Raw genomic sequence first — 19,006 nt, 5'->3', positions numbered from 1 at the left:
ATAGAGCGTCGGCCTTCGGTGATTTGTCACCTGCAAGGCCTTCCAGTGCGCCCTTCGTCTATCGGTTAGGACGGCAGCCTTTCACGTTGCAAAGACGGGTTCGACTCCCGTAGGGCGCGCCACTTTTTCTCTCCCGCTGCAGGTGGAGCTTCCAATGTATGATGATCTGAAGGGCAAGTCCGTTGTGGTGACGGGCGGCGTCACAGGTATTGGCGGTGCCGCATCGCTGGGCTTTGCTGCAAGCGGCGCGCGGGTGCTGGCCCAGTATTACGGTGGCGGCGACGAGTTGAAGGCGATCGAGGCCGCCGGCATCAAGACCGTGAAGATGGATCTCACCGAACGCGGCAACCCGGACAAGCTCATCGCACTTGCGCTCAAGGAATTTGGCCGCATCGACGTGCTGGTGAACAACGCCGGCAGCCTTGTGGCCCGCACTGCATTGGCTGACCTCACCGACGAGTACATCGACAAGGTCTTCGATCTCAATTGCCGCCAGCTCGTGCATTGCTCGCGCCTCGCCGCGAACGAGATGATGAAGCAGAAGTCCGGCACCATCATCAACGTGACCTCGATTGCAGCCCGCCAGGGTTCGAGTGCCGGCGGCAGCGTCTATGCCGGCGCCAAGGGCTTCGTCTCGTCCTTCACCAAGACCATCGCCAAGGAACTGGTGGGCCACGGCATCCGCGTCAACGCAGTGTCGCCCGGCACCATCCACACCGCTTTCCACACGCGCTTCTCCAATGCCGAGAAGCTGGCCGCGACGGCCAAGGCCATTCCGATGCAACGCCTCGGCACGGCTGACGACTGCACCGGCACCTTCCTCTATCTCGCCAGCGAGAAGGCCTCGGGCTATGTCACCGGTCAGGTGATCGAGGTGAACGGCGGACAGTTGATGCCGTGAGCGGCGCGGGCGAGAGACAGCTTCCCCAACTGCCCGACGTCACCGCACCCGATGGTTCGGAAGTGCGCATTCTCGTTTCCGTGCCGCGCGGCTCCATGGCCCACTTCCGGCTTCAGCCGGGGCAGGTGGCGCAGGCCATCGTGCACCGCAGCGTCGATGAACTCTGGTACGTGATATCAGGGCAGGGCCGCATCTGGCGGAAAGAGGGCGGGACGGAGACCGTGACGGACCTCGTTCCCGGCCTTTCGCTCACCATCCCAGTGGGCACGTCCTTCCAGTTTCGCTGCGACGGCGCAGAGCCACTCGACATCGTGGGTGTCACGATGCCGCCGTGGCCTGGTGCGGATGAAGCCGTTTTCGTGAAGGGAAGCTGGTAGGCGTCACCACGTGCCGGTGTTCGGCATGCTGAGCCAGGGCTCGGCAGGGGTAAGCGCACCATCCTTGTTCAGGATTTCAATGGAAATGCCGTCCGGCGTCTTGATGAAGGCCATGCGGCCGTCGCGCGGCGGACGGTTGATGGTGATGCCCTGCTTCATCAGCTTGGCGCAGTAGTCGTGAACGTTATCAACTTCGATGGCGAGGTGGCCGAAGTTGCGCCCTCCGGTATAAACCTCGGGGTCCCAGTTGTAAGTAAGTTCAACCGGTGCATCCGGGCTTTCGGGGGCCGCAACGAAGACCAGGGTAAAACGTCCCTTCTCGTTCTCGTAGCGGCGCTGTTCGACGAAGCCCAACTTGTTGATGAAGAAGTCGAGCGACTGCTCCAGGTTGGAAACGCGGATCATGGTGTGGAGATATTTCATCGAAAGGCTCTTTCTGAAGTGAGTTCGCGCAGAATTGCGGTGAGTTGATTCGCTTTCCCGGTCAAAAGACAGGGTATCGGAATGAGATAGGCACAAGCGGAACAAAGATGAAGCGCCGCGGTGTTGTGATCAAGTATCTCTTTTTGCCGTGCTTTTTCATGTCAGTGCTGCTGGCGTTGCAACACGGCAACGCAACAGCATCAAGTTATCAACGCGATGCAGTCTACCACTGTACAAATCGTTAATTATTTGTTCAAAGTTTGGTGCGGGCCGGGGCTGTGCCCGCAGGGGTTGGTATGTAATGGCGGCAAAAGAAGAAGGCTCGGCGATTGCCGGGCATGTCATGCAAGGCGGGGCAGAGGCGGGTGTCAACATCATCCGCGTCGACGGTCTTGTGAAATGGTTTGATGTGGGCCGAGGCTATGGCTTCATCATTCCGGACAATGGTCTCCCAGATATTCTCCTGCATCTTTCCTGCCTGAAGCGGGATGGGTTCGACGCGCCTCTCGAAGGCACGCGGATCGCATGCGAGGTCGTGGCGCGCCAGAAGGGCTATCAGTGCCTCAAGGTTCTCTCCGTTGATCATTCAACAGCAATCCACCCGGTGGAGCGCAAGGCCCGTACTCATTCCGAGGTCGCTCCGTCGACCGGCTGGGTGCGCGCCAAGGTGAAGTGGTTCAACCGTGCGCGCGGCTTCGGCTTCGCCACCGAAGGCGAAGGCCTGGGCGACATCTTCGTGCACATGGAAGTGATGCGCAAAACCGCAGTTGCCGAATTGATCCCCGACCAGTGGATTTATGTCCGTTACGGCGACAGCCCGAAGGGCAAGATGGCGACGGAAGTGCGGCTCTCTCTGGACTCGGGTCCTCCGCACACCAACTAGAAGCTGAAGGTGATTTCACCTCAGCCGCATTTTTGCTGCAATCCCCGGTGACACGGTTGCCATGAGGCTGCTTCGCGTTTTTCTCTGCCTGCTCACCATTACAGTTCTGTCATCTTTGTCAGGGCTGGCGGATGCGCAGGAAATCGCCCGCATCGAACCCGTGACGGTTGTCACGCAGAAAGAGGCGGCCATTTTCGATGCGGAAGTGGCCGATACCGATGACCTGCGCGCCCGCGGCCTCATGTTCCGCCACAAGCTGCCGGAGGACAGGGCGATGCTCTTCGACTTCGGCGAGCCGCGCCCGGCCGCCATGTGGATGAAGAACACCTACATCTCGCTCGACATGCTGTTCATCCGCGCCGATGGCTCGATTGCCGCGGTGGCCGAGAACACCGAACCCATGTCGCTCCAGACGATCAGCGTACAAGAGCCGGTGAAAGCGGTGCTGGAGGTGGCGGCGGGCACCGTGAAGCGCCTTGGCATCCAGCGCGAGGACAAGGTCTTCCATCCGATCTTCAAGGAAGAGGAAGACCAAGCCGGCACCATGCCGGATGTGGCCGTTCCGGCCAATCCCTGAGGCCCTGAGCTGAGACCTCGGGCTGAGGCCTTGAGCGGGCCTGATATTCACCATTCCGGCGGGCTTGCGGAGCAGGGGGTAACCCGTTATTCCCTCCCGCAGAAGTCACGTCGGGGCGTAGCGCAGTCTGGTAGCGCACCTGCCTTGGGCGCAGGGGGTCGCGAGTTCGAATCCCGCCGCCCCGACCAGCTTCGCTGCCCCGGCCTCAAGCGTCCGGGCGGCCCGGCAAGACAAAGAGGTTCACATGCCTGCTCGCATCTACAAGCCTTCCCGCAACGCCATGCAGTCCGGCAAGGGCAAGACGGATGATTGGGTTCTCGAGCATGAACCGGAAACCAAGCGCACCGCCGATCCGCTGATGGGCTGGACCTCCACCGTCGAGACGGTGACGCAGGTGAAGCTCACCTTCGAGACGCTGGAAGAGGCGGAAGCCTATTGCCGCAAGAACGGCATCGCCTATGTGGTCCAGGAGCCGTCGCCTGTGAGACCGCAGAAGAAGTCCTACTCCGACAATTTCAAGTTTGGCCGCAGCGAAAACTGGACGCACTGAGCGTCCGGCGTTCCGGCGTCCAGCCTAACGACCCCGTAGCTCAGCTGGACTAGAGCAAGTGCCTTCTAAGCACTAGGTCGCAGGTTCGAATCCTGCCGGGGTCGCCATTGCCGATTGTTGTCGTTCCAGCGGCGCGCTCGACCACCCTCATCCGCCCTTCGGGCACCTTCTCCCGCCAGCGAGAGAAGGCGAAGTCCATCATCTTCCACCTCTCTCCCACCTTCATCCCGGACGCGCGCCTTGATCGAGCGGAGCGAGATGTCGCGCGCGAGCCGGAATCCAGCTTTCCAATGGTGAAGCTTAGCAAGGTCGTCAGTTCAAAAAATCACCGCAGTTCGGCGTGGCCGTGGACGTGCCCCACGGCATGATCGGCACGGCCGAGGTCGAGTTCTTCGGGCTCCCTTCGATCAGCTTGTCGGTGTAGGACAGATAGACGAGCACGTTGTTCTTCGGATCACAGCCGCGAACGATCTGCATCTTCTTGAAGAAGAGCGAGCGCCGCTGGCGGTAGATCTCGTGACCCTGTTCGAACTTCTCCTTGATCACGATGGGGCCGGTCTGGCGGCAGGCGATGGAGACATCCGACACTTCCTCGGCAAGGCCGGCCCAGCCCTTCCAGCCGCCGATTTCGGGAACGGTGAAGTAGCAGGCCACACCCTCGACGCCCGGATCGTTGATGGCATAGGTCGCGAGCTTGGCGTCGGGCGAAAGCATGCGCCACACGGTGGTCTTCTTGAAGATGAGTTCCGGATCATCCTGCTCCTGCGCGAAGGCCGGAGCGGCGAAGGCAAGAACGGCAAGCGTTGCGGCAAAAAACTTCTTCATGATGACGACCCCTCGGTTGCCGCCCACACATAGGATGCGGGGCCGATAATTCAAGGCGATACGATGTCCCGCTCAGTAATGCGCCAGAACCGCCGTGAAGGCCTCCTGAACCGCCGGATCAAGCGGCGGCGGGGGAGGGGCCTGCAGCCGTTCACGCAGGTCATCGTCGATGCGGAGTGCGAGATCACGCTCTTCCTTGCCGGAGGTGCTGAGCGGTTCGTTACTGCCGAAGTAGCGGCTGCCCCACATGCTGCTGCGGCAATGGCGGGCGGTGTGCTCGTGGCCGAGGATGGTGCCGAACAGCCCCACGTCGCGCAGGGGCCCGAGCGCCAGCGTGTCCTCGTCAATCACCGTGCCGTTCCACATGCTGCGGAGGAGGCCTGCATAGTCATCGCAGAGCAGGAGCGCATGGAGTGAGAAGGTGATGCCCTGGTCGAGCGAGCCGAGATAGTCGCAGGTTGCAGGGCGCGTGTGAAAGATCTGCGCCATCATGGAGGAGATTTCGAACACGGCGTCCTGGTTGAAGCGGCGCGACTTCGCTTCGCCGCCCAGGCCGGTGAAGGAGGGCAACTCCAGCTCGCGGCGGATCTGGCAGATGATCTGCTCGCCAAGCATGGTCTGCGGCATGTTGCCGATGCCGCCCGTTGCGGGCTCCATGAAATAAGGGTTGGTGCTGCCGATACAGAAGGCACCCGGTGCGGCGGCCTGGCCCAGCACCATGCCGGCGAAATCTGTTGCGAGGCACTGCACGATGCAGCCCGCCGTGGTGATGGGTGCCGATGCGCCGCCGATTGCGAGCGTTCCCACGCTTAAGGGTACGCCCGCCCGCGCGCCCTCGATGATCTGTTCGATATGCGTCTCCGCATAGAACAGCGGCAGCGGCGTGATGATGTGCAGGAAGTAGGGCTTCTCCCGCAACGCCTCGCGCGAGCCGCGGATGGCGGTGGCCATGGCGATGGCGGCGCGGAAGGATTCGGAGAATTCGCAGAGATATTCGAGCGGCTTCGTGGTGTTCGCCGCCATGATGGCGAATTCGCCGATCTCGCCCTTCATGTTGGAATTGAGAACATCCTTGCAGGCGACACACACGGCATCGATGTTGGGGAGCCCGTCGGCCACGCGGGTGATTGCGGCAAGGTCGGCACCGGTGCTGTCGCGGGGCTCGCCCGTTTCAAGGTCGAAGACCTTGATGCAGGTCATGCCCGGCATGAACCAGGTGTGCTCGCTGTCGATGTCGAGGGAGGAGGTGCCGTCGCGGTTCCACAGCTTCGTGCTGCGCGCCACGGTGGAGAGGGCGCGGTCGACGACGGCGCGGGGAATGCGGACGATGCTGTCGCCCGTCACGTTGCAGCCCGCCGCGGCGAGCAGGGCATCAGCCTCGGTGCCGGTCTCGAAGCGCACGCCGATTTCCTCCAGCAGGCGGTAGGCGGCATCGATGATGGCGCGCGCATCCTTCGGGGCGAGGGGGTTGTAAGGCTGGGTGCGGCCCAGGTGGAGGCCATGGGGCAGGGCTGGAGCGGGCGCAGGCTGCTGCAGTTTTCGGGCGGTGGCGCGTCGCATGACCTTCTCCAATTCTGATTGACTGTTCAGTCAATACCATGCCTGAAGCCATGCCTGGAGGCAACAGGCAGCGAGGAGTGGCCGCTACTGCCCTGAAATAACGCGAAAATTAATGGATTAGCCTGCCTTACTGTGCCGCCTTCAGCCGGGCGAAGCCGGCATCGAGGTCGGCGATCAGGTCGTCCGGGTGCTCGAGGCCGATGTGAAGGCGGAGGCAGGGGCCTTCGCCTTTCCACGCGGTGGCGGTGCGGTGCGGCTTGAAGGGCACCACAAGGCTTTCATAGCCGCCCCAGGAATAGCCCATGCTGAAGAGCTCCATGTGATCGAGCATGGCCGCCATGGCCTTTGGGCTCGCCGGCTTGAGTACCAGCGAGAAGAGGCCGCTGGCGCCTGTGAAGTCGCGCTTCCATTGGGAGTGTCCGGGCGCATTGCTGAGGGCGGGATAGAGCACGGTCTCGACCTCGGCGCGGCCCCGCAGCCATTCCGCCACGGTAATCGCCGACTTCATGTGGCGCTCGAGGCGCACATCGAGGGTGCGCATGCCACGGAGCGCGAGGTACATGTCGTCCGGCCCGGCGAAGAGCCCCATTGTCTCGTAGGCATCCTTGAACTGTGGCCATGTGGCGGCGTTGCAGGTGACCGTTCCCATCATCGCATCGGAGTGGCCGACGAGATATTTCGTCGCCGCCTGAATGGAAATGTCGCAGCCCATGTCGAAGGCCTTGAAGTAGTGGCCGCCGCTCCAGGTGTTGTCGAGCATGACGACGGCGCCCTTGGCGCGCGCTGCCTCGGCAATGACCGGCACATCCTGCACTTCCATGGTCTGCGAGCCCGGGCTTTCGCAATACACCACGCGGGTGTTCGCCTTCATGAGCTTGGCGATGCCGCCGCCGATGAGCGGATCGTAATAGGTTGTCTCGACGCCGAGGCGCTTCAGCACCTTGTCGCAGAATTCCCGCGCCGGATGGTAGACCGTATCGACCATCAGAAGGTGGTCGCCCGCATTGAGGAAGGCGAGCAGGGCAGAGGAAATCGCCGCAAGGCCGGACGGACAGGCCTTGCAGTCATGGCCGCCCTCCAGTTCCGCCACCGCCGTCTCGAAGGCCCGCGAGGTGGGCGTGCCGCGCCGCCCGTAGAGATAGTCCTGCCTGCGGTTCACCAAGGTGTCGACATCCGGAAAGGTGATGGTGGAGGCCCGGTAGACGGCGGGATTGACCATGCCGTGTTCGGCATATTGCCGGGAGGCGGTTGCAATCCGCGTTGCGGGCTTCAGGGTGGAGCGGTCCTTGGTGTTCTTTTCCATGGCTGAACGAGAGACTATTCTTGCCTCGAAATCAATATGGTGGGAGGTTCTATTCCATGGTCGAAATGTCACCTCTCGCGCGTATTTTTCTCGTGATCCTGCACCGGGGGTCCTGGGCCTCGGCGGTGCTTCTGGCGCTCTTTGCGGGGATCCTGCTGTGGCAACGCTGGGGAGACGAGGGTTTGGCGCTGCAACGGGGCGACACGGGCTTCCTCGTTATCCTGGGCCTGCTGTTCCTGCTCGCCGTTTATCTGGTCCGTGCCATCCGCCGGGAGCTTGCGGGCGGGGGTTGATCAAACCCTCCCAAAACGATACCACCCCCCAAAATTCCGGATTGGATGAGAGCTATGGATTCCGCAAAGCGCGTTGCCGACAAGAAGGACTGGATCAAGGGAGCTTCGGGTGACTGGGAAGTCATCATCGGTCTCGAAGTCCATGCCCAGGTGCTGTCCAAGGCGAAGCTGTTCTCCGGCGCCTCGGCCGAATTCGGTGGCGAACCGAATGACCACGTCTCAACGGTGGATGCCGCCATGCCTGGCATGCTGCCCGTCATCAACAAGTTCTGCGTGGAGCAGGCGGTGCGGACGGGCCTCGGCCTCAAGGCGAAGATCAACAACTACTCCGTCTTCGACCGCAAGAACTACTTCTATCCGGACCTGCCGCAGGGCTACCAGATCTCGCAGTACAAGCAGCCGGTGGTTGGCGAAGGCCAGGTGATGATCGATCTCGACGACGGCAAGACCGTCACCGTCGGCATCGAGCGCCTGCACCTCGAGCAGGACGCCGGCAAGTCGCTGCACGACCAGCACCCCAACATGAGCTTCGTCGACCTCAACCGCTCCGGCTGTGCGCTGATGGAAATCGTCTCGCGCCCGGACATGCGTTCCGCCGACGAGGCCAAGGCCTATGTCACCAAGCTCCGCCAGATCATGCGCTATCTCGGCACCTGCGACGGCAACATGGAGCAGGGTTCGATGCGCGCCGACGTCAACGTCTCGGTGCGCCGCCCCGGTGGTGATTTCGGCACGCGCTGTGAAATCAAGAACGTGAACTCCATTCGCTTCATGGGCCAGGCGATCGAATACGAGGCACGCCGCCAGATCGGCATTCTGGAAGATGGCGGCTCCATCGATCAGGAAACCCGCCTGTTCGATGCCCGCAAGGGCGAGACGCGCTCGATGCGCTCCAAGGAAGAGGCGCATGACTACCGCTACTTCCCCGATCCGGACCTGCTGCCGCTTGAACTCGAGCAGGGCTGGGTGGACGGCATCGCCAAGGCACTGCCGGAACTGCCGGACGAGAAGCGCGCACGCTTCGTGAAGGACTATGGCCTCTCGGCCTACGACGCCACGGTCCTCGTCTCCGAGCGGGCCTCGGCCGATTACTTCGAGGCCGTGGCCAAGGGCCGGGACGGCAAGCTTGCCGCCAACTGGGTGATCAACGAGCTCTTCGGCCGCCTCAACAAGGAAGGAAAGAGCGTCGAGACCTCGCCCGTGAGCGCTGCCCAGATCGGCGGGATTGTCGACCTGATCGCCGCCGGCACCATCTCCGGCAAGATCGCCAAGGACGTGTTCGAGATCGTCTGGACCGAGGGCGGCAACCCGGCCGAGATCGTCGAAAAGCGGGGCCTGAAGCAGGTCACCGATACCGGCGCCATCGAGAAGGCCGTGGACGAGATCATCGCCTCCAACCCCGACAAGGTGGAGGCCGTCCGGGCCAAGCCCAACATGCTGGGCTGGTTCGTGGGCCAGGTCATGAAGACCACCGGCGGCAAGGCCAACCCCCAAGCCGTTAACGATATTCTCAAGGCAAAACTCGGCATTTGAGCCGTTTTGGCATTGCCCAGCCGGGCCGCGCCGGGAAAATTCACCCAAAAACGGTGAAAATAACCATTTAAATACAAATGGTTGTTAACCATTGGCAGGATGCCGCCCATCCGCTATAGTCCGTATGCTGAATTTCAGCACACGTACAATCAGGGGAGTGGGAGAAGATGGCAAAGCCAGCCAAGAAGGCGGCGAAAGGCAAGGCTGTGTCCAAGCCGGCAAAGACCGTCAAAGGCGCGAAAGTGGCCAAGGCCCCCAAGGAAAAGGGGCCGTCCGCAGCGGAAAAGAACCGGTTTACCCTCTATGGTTTCGCCGGCTCCACCAGCACCTACACCGTGGCCCTGATGCTGTCGCTCTGCCGCCATCCGTTCTCTTACATCCATGTGAGCCTGCGTGACGGCGCCCACAAACTCGCCGACTATCTGGTCAAGAACCGCTATGGCCAGGTGCCGGCCCTCCGCGACGGCCAGGTTTTCCTGGTCCAGTCGGCGGCAATCCTCATCCATCTCTCCGAGACCCTCGGCAAGTTCGACGGCAAGACGCCGCTGGAGCGCGCCCGCATCCGCGAATGGCTGTTCTGGCAGTGGGACAAGCTCGCCGTTCCGGTGTACCGCCTGCGCGCCCGCAACCGTGGCTTCCGCCAGTTCGGCGATGAAGTGCGGGTGATGTACGACACCGAGGCCAAGGCGGCGCTCGCCGTCCTCGAGGGCGAACTCACCAAGTCGGAATGGATTGCCGGCAAGAAGGCAACCGCTGCCGATGTCGGCATCTACAGCGTCGTCCGCTTCTGCGCCGATGCGAACGTCGACCTCGGACATTATCCACATGTTTCCGCGTGGAAGAAGCGGATTGAGGCCCTTCCGGGCTTTGCAACGCCGGAACAGCTTTTGCCCATGGAGAGCCGTTTGGTGTAAGACCGACGCTTGGAATCGGGGGTCGATTTCAGGTGCCTGTCCATTGAATACGAAGCCAGACGATTTTCTTGACGATATCGCAGCACTCGATCCTGACCTGATCCTGGTCAAGCCCGAGCCCGAGAAGCCTGCTCCGAAGAAGCGGAAGCGCAACGTCGAATGGGGCGGGGCGCTCATCGGGCTCATTGTCGGCGTGGGCGGCGTGCTTGCCGGCAGGCTGGGCCAGATCTGGCCGGACTTCGATGTCTTCGCTCAATTCACCGCGCAGTTCTTCTTCGTCACCGGCGCCTTTGCGTTCGCGAGCTTCCTGCCGCGCCGCAAGGCCTTCTATGGCATCGTGTTGTCGATCCTCGCCTGCGTGGGCTACGGCCTGTGGTCACAGAGCACAGTAGGCGCGGTGACCTCCGGACCCTGGACCTTGAACCCCGGTGAGCGCGCCATCCGCGTGGCCCAGTTCAATCTCTATTTCCCCAACACCGACATCGATGCCATCGAGACTGAATTGCGCCGTATCGATGCGGACGTGGTGTCGCTCGTCGAACTGACGGCGGACAAGCAGCCGCTGCTTGGCCGCCTGCAGTCGCTCTATCCCTATCAGGCCGAATGTTCGTCCGAGCCCGCCTGCCATCTCGCTATTCTTTCAAAGCTGCCCATGCGGCGCCTGGAGGCGGACGGCCTGTGGGATGGCCCGCCCTTCATCAGCGCGCAGATGGAAGGGCCTCTGGATGGCCTCACCGTCTACTCCGTGCACACCACGCGCTTTCCCCATGCGCGGGCCCAGCTCCGCCAAGTGGACGCTTTCGTGAAGCATCTTGAATCCGCCTCCGGCAAGATGATCGTGATGGGTGATTTCAACGCAACGCCGTTCTCGCGCGTCACCGCAACGCTTGCGCAGGGGCTCGGCGTCAACCGCCTCACCAGCCTCCCGACCTGGCCATCAACGGTGGAACTGCCGCAATTGGCGATCGACCACATCTTCGCCTCGCAGGGGATCCGCGTGCTGGCCCAGCCGCAGATCGGCAAACCGGCTGGCTCCGACCATTATCCGGTGGTGATGACGCTCGGCGTCGACGTTCAGTAACCCGCTTCCCGCAGGCAAGGTAAACCGGCCGTCAACGCGGGCAGGGTGCAGAATGCCCTGCAAAAGCCGCAAGCTATTGAATCGAATTGCATTCACTTTTGCTTCACCACGCCGCCCGCAATTCCTGTTCAAAACTCCTTAAGGACACCGCTTAAGCCCGCCTTTGATCGGCTGAGTCAGATTGCCCCTCAACAGGGCGCCACGGTGGGTGGTGCCCGGCAGACCAAAAAACAAAACAGGGTCTGTGCGTCAAACAGAGGGACTGAAAATGATTTGGGATACGATCGAGAACACCATGGCCAACTCCTTGCCGCTGTCGGCTTCCGCCGACGACATGCTGGCCATGGGCCTCAAGTACTGCTTCGGCCGCGGCGTTGCGCAGAACTATGTTGAAGCACACAAGTGGTTCAACCTGGCCGCTCTCAAGGGCAGCGACAACGCCAAGAGCTATCGTTGCGAACTGGCACGCGAAATGTCGGCGCAGCAGATTGCCGAAGCGCAACGCCAGGCCCGCGCTTGGATGACCCTGCACTGATCAGCAGGGCGCCTGCCTCAGAAACACAAAACCCGCGAGACATGCGTCGCGCGGGCTTTTCAGTGAGAAAGGGCAGGGCCCGTGATCAGTAGTCGATGAAGTCAGTATCCTGCTTGAATTCGTTGCCGGACTGGAACTGGCGGAACTTGCTGTCATACTCCGCGGCATCGCGGTTCCGGTGCCAGATCTCGGTTTCCAGAACGTCGGTGGTGCTGTTGACCTGCGAACGCTCGCTGCCGAAGCGCGGCACGCTGTCCACATCAGTCGAATAGCCCGTACCCATGGGAATGAAGTTCTCGTAGGCAACAGCCTCCGCCGCGCCAAAACCTGCACAGGCGGCCACGATCAACACGGACAGGACTGACTTCCTCATGGGGGTACTCCTTGAGACTCAAGTTTCGCATGATCTAGCCCCGGACGCCAGAAGATTTGGTTAACGTCCGGTTGAGTGTTTCCCACCGAAAGGCCCGAAAAGCGGGCTCAGTCGTTGAACTGCACTTCGTTCACAAGCTGTGCGGCGGCCTTCTGGTTCCGCGCCACTTCCATGATGTTCACGGAATCAGGCGTGAAACTGCCCCAGCTTGCAACGATCTCCGAAGGCTTGATGGCCGGGTTCACAGGATACTCGAAGTTCTGGCTGGCATAGAGGGCCTGTGATTCGTCGCTGGCCAGGAACTCCATCAGCTTCAGCGCATCGTCGCGGTGCGGCGCATTCTTCGCCATCAGCATGCCGGAAATGTTCACGTGCGTTCCCATTTCTGGCGAGGAGGGGAATATGATGCGGGACGCGGCAGCCCACTGCTTCTGCTCCGGCTCCTTCTCGTTGGTCATCATCAGGCCCATGTAATAGGTGTTGCCGATGGCGAGATCGCATTCGCCGGCGGCGACGCTCTTGGCCTGCGCGCGGTCATTGCCCGACGGCTTCACGGCGAGATTGGCCTTGAGGCCTTCAAGCCAGGTCTTGGTGGCTACTTCGCCGCGCTTGGCGATCATCGCGCCGATGAGGCCGAGATTGTAGGGATGGTCGCCGGGGCGCGTGCAGATCTTGCCCTTCCATTTCGGGTCGGCCAGTTCCTCGTACGAGATCGTGTCCTGCTTCACGCGCTCCTTCGACGCATAGACGACGCGGGCGCGCATGGTGAGGCCGAACCATTGGTTGCCGGGATCGCGGAGGGCGGCAGGCACCTTGCCAGTGATCTTGTCATCAGCAATGGGCTGGCCCAGGCCCTTGTCGGCGGCTTCCACGAGCCGGCCCACATCCGCAGTGAGGAGCACGTCAACCGGGCTCAGCGCGCCTTCCTGTTCCATGCGTTCGATCAAGCCCTTTTCGGCGAACACCATCTTCACCTCGATCCCCGTTTCCTTCTTGAAGGCATCGAAGAGCGGCTGCACCAGTTGCGGCTGGCGGTAGGAATAGACATTGACCACGCCGTCGGCGAATGCGGCGGTGGAGCAGAGAAGGGCGCTGCCGAAGAGCGCGAGGAGACGGGCGGCCTTGAACATGGTCGAAACTCCGGTGTGCTGTGTCGGCGTTGAAATGACCGGATCAATCTGCCTTGTCAAGCATTCCGACTAAAACGCTCGGAAATTAGAAATGATCTAATCTCGGATGCTTTTGCGTGGTTGTTGTGGGCGATGATCGCAGGAGCCGAGTGCGCGAACGGGAGAGATGACGAACTGCTTGCACCCACTCTCAAATCACGGCAAAAGCCCGCCCACCGGAGACGTGGCCGAGTGGCTGAAGGCAACGGTTTGCTAAATCGTCATACGCTGTCAAGGCGTATCGAGGGTTCGAATCCCTCCGTCTCCGCCATACTTCCCCGCTGGCTTCCGAAGATGACCGTCAGAGGCCCGCAATCAGGGCCTCTTTTGTTGCTCACTTTTCACCATCGTTGGTTATCTGGTTGTCACTGCAACGGGCAACGGGCGCCGGATCTATCGCTCCACCTTCGCCGGGAAACTGACAGAGATATTCTTGGCTCAGAAAGGCATCTGACGCGAGCGGAGGCCAAGGGACCGGCCAGAGGGGCCTTTGAACTCGTAAGAGCTGGCAAAGACTCCCGTCATTTCATGAACGCTGAGGCCCGCAGAGCGAAGCAGCGGTAGTCAGCAGGTATCCTCACGTTTGGGGAATGGTCCGACCTTGAGACGCTGGAGGCCACGTTCAAGGACGAGAAGGCCCGGCAGCATGACGACGACACCGCTGACCAAGGTTCGAGACATGGTCCCGGAGGGCGATAATGACGGCACCGCGGACCAAGGCACAGGCGACAGTTAAGAAACTTACGTAGACGTTCGGACCTCGGAGTGGCCCCAATCCCTCCGAGGTTTTCAATTTGGCCTACCGCTTGGATGCGCCTCAATGTCGTACGTGTTGTCATCTGGGATTTTGACACAAGCAGGCTAAGGCGAAGGATGGCAACGTACTTGATTTGTGAGCAGACATGCGCAAATTTTGAGGGGCCGCCTTTGCGGTCCTTTTGTTTGAGTGCGTGATGACTTCTCAGGGTGTTGCTTGCAAATGAATTTGGGGGAGGGAACGGCCATTTCGTTCAACTGCAAGCTTTGGCGAAGGGGCTCAAGAACGAGAACACCAACACACAAATCCGATTGTACCTGCCTCCCGGGCCGAGTACGTGGTCTCCGGACAAAGGCATGGAGTTTGTCCAGCCAGATTGTCTTCAACGCCAGCCAGCTCTTACGGTGGTTCCTTCCTCTTTGGTCCACCACCTGGCGCTTCAATACCTGAAACAAGCAGAGGTCTTAAGGCAACGCCTGGTCTTCTGGAAAAACACCATAGCGGAATACCGCCCGCATGTTGTTGTAGCCGACTACGCGCCATCCCTGACAATGGCAGCCCGCGGTACAGTCGGATCTGTTGCCATTGGTACAGGCTACAGTTTGCCGCCACCTGAAGCAGCGGAATGTGTTCCTTATCGAAAGCCATTTGGAATTGGACCTGCGCCTTCTGAACAATTCCTGCTCAACGAACTCAACAGCATCCTGGCTTCGGTAGGAGCATGGAAACTGGAGCGGTTGCCACAAATGAACCAGGCAACTGCATATGCTTTGATGACCATTCCCATATTTGATCCGTATTGGGAGGTTCGCCAACAGGATTATCTGGGCGTGGAGCACCCCAACGGCTCACCCAGTCCCTCGCCAGAAACAGATGAAGTGGCCGTCGGATATTTTAGCGGCGGGATTGCAAACACGGCGATAATTGATGGCATGAAGCAGTCAGGTGTTCCGATGCTCCTTTATCTTGGAGGAGAGAGTGAGCGTTGGCGCGACAGGATTGCAGGCAGCAAAATCAAGCTCGTGGAAAAGCCGTTCGATCTGAAGAGGCAGCTTCCGGGTCGCAGGCTTGCGATCGGATCGGGCAGTCTAGGCTTCGTCTCTGCTGCTATGTTTGCAGGGCTTCCACAAGTTGTTTTTTGCCGCCATGACGAGGGCTGGACCATCGCGAAGGCAATTCACATGGCACAGATTGGATTCGCGGGCCACGAACACGAAATGACTGCCGATAGAGTTGCTAGCATGATCGAGAGCGCGGCGAATACGTCGTTGATGAGGGAGTTCGCCGTGGCGCTATCTGCGCGGTACAGTGAGTTCCGTGACAAAGCGACCTTGCCGAAACTCGTCCAGCTCGTTTTGATGGTGGCGCAGCAAAAGTATGCTCCCTAATCAACATTGTCACCACCCAACGCGCCCACATGCTGATGCCCGAAGGGGCGAGCTTTCTTGAGAGTCCAGAATCCGCCAATGTGGTGCACCTCGAGAAGGGCAAGCCGGAGCGTTGAAAATGAACTCCCGTATCCATGAAATGGCTTTGACCGCTGAATTGGTGGCGCTCTGCCACCGCACAGTTCCAGAACCACCTTGGGGAACTGACAAGTATGACTATTTCACTGACCAAGATTACAGAAATGCGGCCGAACAGTTGCTGGACCGAAGGCCGCCCGGACCGCTCTGGATTTTCGCTTACGGCTCCCTCAATGGGGTTTCTTGAATGCAGCCCGTAAGTCCAAGGGCCAAAACAGTGTCTTGTTTATCCGGCAGCATGGTCCCAGCGAGTACTTCAACCACCAGCCCCATGCTGTAGCCGGCCTTCACTTCGGGAGGCATTGTTTTCCATTGATCAGCCGTAAAGATCATCATTTGAGCTTGAGCATCTCAAGCAAGCAACAGGCCAACCACAATCGTGAAACCGAAATCGATCCGCCGCAGATCGGTATGTGGCGATTGCCGAAAGGCTACTTCATGAGTGTTGCATCGGTCGAGATGGGACTGATGGAAAAACACGCGGCTGGTTTGCCCACACATCCGATGTCCCATCAGTTCGCCGGAACTGGCCCATGTCGGCACGACATTTCATGTGTTTGTTTGCCGCCGGGTTCTGGGGGAAGGGAAGTCACTGCATGCCGGGGGAAAAGTCGGTTGTGCCGGGCGCGGCGGTGCACAGCCTTGAGGTCGAGAAGGCGCTGCGCGAGGCGCGGGGCAATCTGCAGGACATTCATCGCCGCGCCAGCGATGCGCTCAGCAAGCTTTCCGACGTCTCGATCGCCGGGCTGGGACCGGATGAACTGAAAAAAGTTGTCGAGCGCTACGCGGAGATCAAGGTCATGGCCGCTCTCAGTTCACTCCAGGTGGTGGCGGCCGTCGAAACGGAAATCGCCACACTTGGCCGTGATCTCACACCAGAAGAGAAAAGCGCCATTCTGGCGCGGGTTTCACCAGCATCTCTCAAGGTGTCGCTGCAGTAGCTGCTGACACTTAACATGCTCCGCGCGGCTTGGGCAGCGACGTGGCCAGACTCCTGCTTACATCGGCTTGGATTTAGCGGAGAGGCCCAAAGATTCCTCTGAGTGCTCGATGTGAGTGACAAACACGCCGAAAGCTCTGAATTTACGGACAATTTGGTCCATCACTTTGTGGGTCTTCCCGTGCCGCTGCCTAGAAATTAGGCGGCTCATCCGCATTTTAGGCCGCCATTTCAGAGTCTTAGATCGCAAACTTCACTGGACACACCTTGCAGTTGGGCTAGGCTGATTCGCGGGGTGTACAGGGTATGGGGTTGGCTATGGTACGTGTGTTCGCGCGTGGACTATTGTTCTTGGCTTTGGCGCTGACAGGCGCGTCGCTTCCGGCAACGGCGGATGATATCGCCAAGGCAGTGTCAGTGACGCCGTCAGTTCTGGCAGGCGGCCGGTCCTTGCAAGTTGGATCGGGCATCGCAGAGAACACCCGCCTCACGGCAAATGGCAGCGGCCGCGGTGAACTCGTTTTTGTCGACGGCACGAAGCTCGCGATCGGACCGTCGTCAAGCCTCAACATCACCAGTTCGTTGATGAGCGGAAACACGCGCTTCAAGCGCCTGGGTCTCAGGGCGTCGCGAGGCGCGATCCGTTGGATCAGTGGATCCAGTGGTTCCTCCGCATATTATCTTTCCGCACGCAACGCCACTCTCGGCATTCGCGGCACGGCGCTCGACATCACCATCAGAGGCGGCATCACCTATGTCGCGCTCCTGAACGGACGCGCCAACGTGTGTGGCCAAGGCGGGTGCCAGGAGTTGAAACGTGCGTGCGACTATGTCGAGATCGGCCGCAGGGTTTCCAAGGTCCAGCCGATTGCAGCGGGGTTCAAGTCGAAGCGCGCTGCGGCACAGGTCTTTCCGTATCTGGCCAATCCTGGAAGCCTGTCGTCCCGATTCCGGGTTGCCGGCAGCGGCTGCCTGCAGTCCTCTTCCATCATTCCCCGTGAAAACCGGGAAAGAGCCGGGAGAATGACACCTCAACCTCCACCGCCTCCGCCACCCCCACCTCCGCCACCGTGCCCGCACCCGGAAGAGCATCACCCGCATTGCGAAGGCAATTGTGGAGAAGGCAGGGGCCGTGGGGGCGGCAACGGCACCGGCGACGAGGGCATCGGCAAAAACTGAGTTTGCGCCATGCAAACCTGATGGAGTAGGGAGAGACTACCTCTCCCCACTCTTGCCACATGTTTCGGCTTGACCGGGGGTGCGCCGCGGGAACCGGCGCGTGGCATGGGGCATTTCGCAGTCATGATGAATCAGCTCAGGAATGGCATTGTCTTGATGACATCTGTGCTGCTGTTGATGCTGCCCACGACAGCGCCTGTCCGGGCAGAAACCTCCGGCATCCGCGCCTTTCAGAACGATTTCAAACGCGCCATGCAGCGCCTAGATCGCCAGCTCTGCAGCAAGGTACCGGGCATGAAATGCCGTCAAGCTGCCGCACGCCCGCGAGCGGAGAAGAAAGCAGCTGTCCCTGACACCGGCTCGGACAAGGCGGGAGCAAAAAAGGACAGCACCAAATCTGCCTCCGCAACGCAGGCGCCGCCCGTTCCCAGATTGAAGCCTCAAGCTCCGTCGCAAGTCGGCAACGAAGAGGTGATCCTGCCCAAACTCAAACCGGTGAAGACGGCACCCGCAGACGTGGCCGTTGTTTCGCAGATCCCGCAGAAATCAGACCGCATGCAGCCGCCACCTCCGCCGCCGCCGCGGAAAGAGGTTGTGCTTCGCAAGCAGGTAGCGGCCGCAGATCAGAAGCCGCCATCGCGTCTTGTTCCCCCCACCGCGAACCCCATGCCAGATGGCACGCTTGCAGGCGATGCGTGTTTCGCTGCGCTCCAGAAGTTCCGCGTGGATTACACCCAGGCGGCAACGCCCGTCTCGGCCGGAGCCTGTTCCGTCTACGAACCCGTTCGGGTGAACGGCATGCGGGTCGATGGCACCTTTGTGCGCTTCCCCGACAAGCCGCTGCTCACCTGCGGCTTTGCCGCCCGTCTCGCGGCGTGGGTTTCGGACAAGGGCGCACCCGCCGTGAAGCGCGCGACCGGCGCGCCGCTGCAGGCAATTGGCACCGGTCCAGGCTATCAGTGCCGTGGCCGCAACGGTGACTCCTCCGGCAAGCTCAGTGAACATGCCTTCGGCAATGCGGTGGACATCGAGTACCTGAAGACGGCCGACGGCGGGACCGTCAGCGTCAACGGCGGAGGCTTCGGTCTCACGTCCAATGCCCGTCTCCTGAAGGAACTGCGCTCTGCAGGATGCAGCTATTTCACCACGGTACTCGGTCCCGGGACCAATGCCGCCCACGCCAAACACTTCCATTTCGACCTTGAAAAGCGGGGTCGGAAGGGCAACCATAAATTGTGCGAATAACGGGATGCGCGCCCGAGTGGCCGAGAACCTGCGCAGGGAAATATTCCCCTTCATTTTCCCTT

Annotated in this window: 21 protein-coding genes and 4 tRNA genes; 19 read left to right on the top strand and 6 right to left on the bottom strand. The window is 60.7% G+C overall.

The window, feature by feature from the left end; all coding sequences use genetic code 11:
* Nucleotides 1–47 precede the first annotated feature (47 nt).
* The 3 genes from QM801_RS08460 (at nt 48) to QM801_RS08450 (ending at nt 1,278) form a co-directional block, all read left to right on the top strand.
* Nucleotides 48–122, top strand: a tRNA-Glu gene (locus QM801_RS08460).
* Nucleotides 123–154: 32 nt separating this feature from the next.
* Complete coding sequence (locus tag QM801_RS08455; protein ID WP_415018770.1) at nt 155–901, top strand: SDR family NAD(P)-dependent oxidoreductase; 747 nt, start codon at nt 155–157, stop codon at nt 899–901.
* On the top strand, nt 898–1,278 hold the full coding sequence (locus tag QM801_RS08450) for a cupin domain-containing protein (protein ID WP_415018769.1): 381 nt from the start codon (nt 898–900) through the stop codon (nt 1,276–1,278). The genes QM801_RS08455 and QM801_RS08450 overlap by 4 nt, the downstream gene beginning before the upstream one ends.
* A gap of 3 nt (nt 1,279–1,281) precedes the next feature.
* Here QM801_RS08450 and QM801_RS08445 read toward each other — a convergent pair whose 3' ends face one another.
* Nucleotides 1,282–1,701: a VOC family protein gene (locus QM801_RS08445; protein WP_415018768.1), complete on the bottom strand. Its 420-nt coding sequence runs from the start codon at nt 1,699–1,701 to the stop codon at nt 1,282–1,284.
* Nucleotides 1,702–2,002: 301 nt separating this feature from the next.
* Here QM801_RS08445 and QM801_RS08440 point away from each other — a divergent pair, with 301 nt between their 5' ends.
* From QM801_RS08440 to QM801_RS08420, 5 genes are all read left to right on the top strand, one after another.
* On the top strand, nt 2,003–2,584 hold the full coding sequence (locus QM801_RS08440) for a cold-shock protein (protein ID WP_415018767.1): 582 nt from the start codon (nt 2,003–2,005) through the stop codon (nt 2,582–2,584).
* 61 nt (nt 2,585–2,645) lie between these two features.
* A complete protein-coding gene (locus QM801_RS08435) occupies nt 2,646–3,161 on the top strand; it encodes a DUF192 domain-containing protein (RefSeq protein ID WP_415018766.1) in 516 nt (171 codons plus the stop codon).
* Between the two features lie 111 nt (nt 3,162–3,272).
* Nucleotides 3,273–3,349 (top strand) — tRNA-Pro (locus tag QM801_RS08430).
* A gap of 56 nt (nt 3,350–3,405) precedes the next feature.
* Nucleotides 3,406–3,711: an ETC complex I subunit gene (locus QM801_RS08425; protein WP_415018765.1), complete on the top strand. Its 306-nt coding sequence runs from the start codon at nt 3,406–3,408 to the stop codon at nt 3,709–3,711.
* A gap of 29 nt (nt 3,712–3,740) precedes the next feature.
* A tRNA-Arg gene (locus tag QM801_RS08420) sits at nt 3,741–3,818 on the top strand.
* A 205-nt stretch (nt 3,819–4,023) separates the two neighbouring features.
* On the opposite strand, the gene QM801_RS08415 is transcribed toward QM801_RS08420, so the two are convergent.
* From QM801_RS08415 to metC, 3 genes are all read right to left on the bottom strand, one after another.
* Nucleotides 4,024–4,536, bottom strand: coding sequence for a CreA family protein (locus QM801_RS08415; protein WP_415018764.1), 513 nt, complete (start codon nt 4,534–4,536; stop codon nt 4,024–4,026).
* A gap of 72 nt (nt 4,537–4,608) precedes the next feature.
* A complete protein-coding gene (locus QM801_RS08410; protein WP_415018763.1) occupies nt 4,609–6,096 on the bottom strand; it encodes a trimethylamine methyltransferase family protein in 1,488 nt (495 codons plus the stop codon).
* A gap of 127 nt (nt 6,097–6,223) precedes the next feature.
* Nucleotides 6,224–7,399: a cystathionine beta-lyase gene (gene metC, locus QM801_RS08405; protein WP_415018762.1), complete on the bottom strand. Its 1,176-nt coding sequence runs from the start codon at nt 7,397–7,399 to the stop codon at nt 6,224–6,226.
* A gap of 56 nt (nt 7,400–7,455) precedes the next feature.
* Between metC and QM801_RS08400 the strand changes: the two genes are divergently transcribed.
* The 5 genes from QM801_RS08400 to QM801_RS08380 all read left to right on the top strand — a co-directional run bounded on the left by QM801_RS08400 (nt 7,456) and on the right by QM801_RS08380 (nt 11,755).
* Nucleotides 7,456–7,692 carry a hypothetical protein gene (locus tag QM801_RS08400; protein ID WP_415018761.1) on the top strand — a complete coding sequence of 79 codons (237 nt, stop codon included), beginning with the start codon at nt 7,456–7,458 and terminating at the stop codon, nt 7,690–7,692.
* A gap of 54 nt (nt 7,693–7,746) precedes the next feature.
* Nucleotides 7,747–9,225 (top strand): Asp-tRNA(Asn)/Glu-tRNA(Gln) amidotransferase subunit GatB, encoded by a 1,479-nt coding sequence (gene gatB / locus QM801_RS08395; RefSeq protein ID WP_415018760.1) that lies wholly within the window; start codon nt 7,747–7,749, stop codon nt 9,223–9,225.
* A gap of 167 nt (nt 9,226–9,392) precedes the next feature.
* Nucleotides 9,393–10,139 (top strand): glutathione S-transferase family protein, encoded by a 747-nt coding sequence (locus tag QM801_RS08390; protein WP_415018759.1) that lies wholly within the window; start codon nt 9,393–9,395, stop codon nt 10,137–10,139.
* A 43-nt stretch (nt 10,140–10,182) separates the two neighbouring features.
* On the top strand, nt 10,183–11,220 hold the full coding sequence (locus QM801_RS08385; RefSeq protein ID WP_415018758.1) for an endonuclease/exonuclease/phosphatase family protein: 1,038 nt from the start codon (nt 10,183–10,185) through the stop codon (nt 11,218–11,220).
* A 268-nt stretch (nt 11,221–11,488) separates the two neighbouring features.
* Nucleotides 11,489–11,755: a hypothetical protein gene (locus QM801_RS08380; RefSeq protein ID WP_415018757.1), complete on the top strand. Its 267-nt coding sequence runs from the start codon at nt 11,489–11,491 to the stop codon at nt 11,753–11,755.
* Nucleotides 11,756–11,840: 85 nt separating this feature from the next.
* On the opposite strand, the gene QM801_RS08375 is transcribed toward QM801_RS08380, so the two are convergent.
* Nucleotides 11,841–12,128 (bottom strand): hypothetical protein, encoded by a 288-nt coding sequence (locus QM801_RS08375; protein ID WP_415018756.1) that lies wholly within the window; start codon nt 12,126–12,128, stop codon nt 11,841–11,843.
* Nucleotides 12,129–12,235: 107 nt separating this feature from the next.
* Complete coding sequence (locus QM801_RS08370; RefSeq protein WP_415018755.1) at nt 12,236–13,258, bottom strand: Fe(3+) ABC transporter substrate-binding protein; 1,023 nt, start codon at nt 13,256–13,258, stop codon at nt 12,236–12,238.
* A 217-nt stretch (nt 13,259–13,475) separates the two neighbouring features.
* Here QM801_RS08370 and QM801_RS08365 point away from each other — a divergent pair.
* The 6 genes from QM801_RS08365 (at nt 13,476) to QM801_RS08340 (ending at nt 18,944) form a co-directional block, all read left to right on the top strand.
* Nucleotides 13,476–13,568, top strand: a tRNA-Ser gene (locus QM801_RS08365).
* A gap of 842 nt (nt 13,569–14,410) precedes the next feature.
* Nucleotides 14,411–15,442 (top strand): hypothetical protein, encoded by a 1,032-nt coding sequence (locus QM801_RS08360; RefSeq protein ID WP_415018754.1) that lies wholly within the window; start codon nt 14,411–14,413, stop codon nt 15,440–15,442.
* A gap of 118 nt (nt 15,443–15,560) precedes the next feature.
* Nucleotides 15,561–15,767, top strand: coding sequence for a hypothetical protein (locus QM801_RS08355; protein ID WP_415018753.1), 207 nt, complete (start codon nt 15,561–15,563; stop codon nt 15,765–15,767).
* 346 nt (nt 15,768–16,113) lie between these two features.
* Nucleotides 16,114–16,521 carry a hypothetical protein gene (locus tag QM801_RS08350; RefSeq protein WP_415018752.1) on the top strand — a complete coding sequence of 136 codons (408 nt, stop codon included), beginning with the start codon at nt 16,114–16,116 and terminating at the stop codon, nt 16,519–16,521.
* 350 nt (nt 16,522–16,871) lie between these two features.
* Nucleotides 16,872–17,699, top strand: coding sequence for a FecR domain-containing protein (locus QM801_RS08345; RefSeq protein WP_415018751.1), 828 nt, complete (start codon nt 16,872–16,874; stop codon nt 17,697–17,699).
* Nucleotides 17,700–17,822: 123 nt separating this feature from the next.
* Nucleotides 17,823–18,944, top strand: coding sequence for an extensin family protein (locus tag QM801_RS08340; protein ID WP_415018750.1), 1,122 nt, complete (start codon nt 17,823–17,825; stop codon nt 18,942–18,944).
* Nucleotides 18,945–19,006 lie beyond the last annotated feature (62 nt).

Source organism: Aestuariivirga sp., assembly GCF_047600585.1.
Taxonomy (GTDB): Bacteria; Pseudomonadota; Alphaproteobacteria; order Rhizobiales; family Aestuariivirgaceae; genus Aestuariivirga.
Note: the sequence above shows the minus strand (reverse complement) of the source record. Positions and strands in the feature narration are given on the sequence as shown.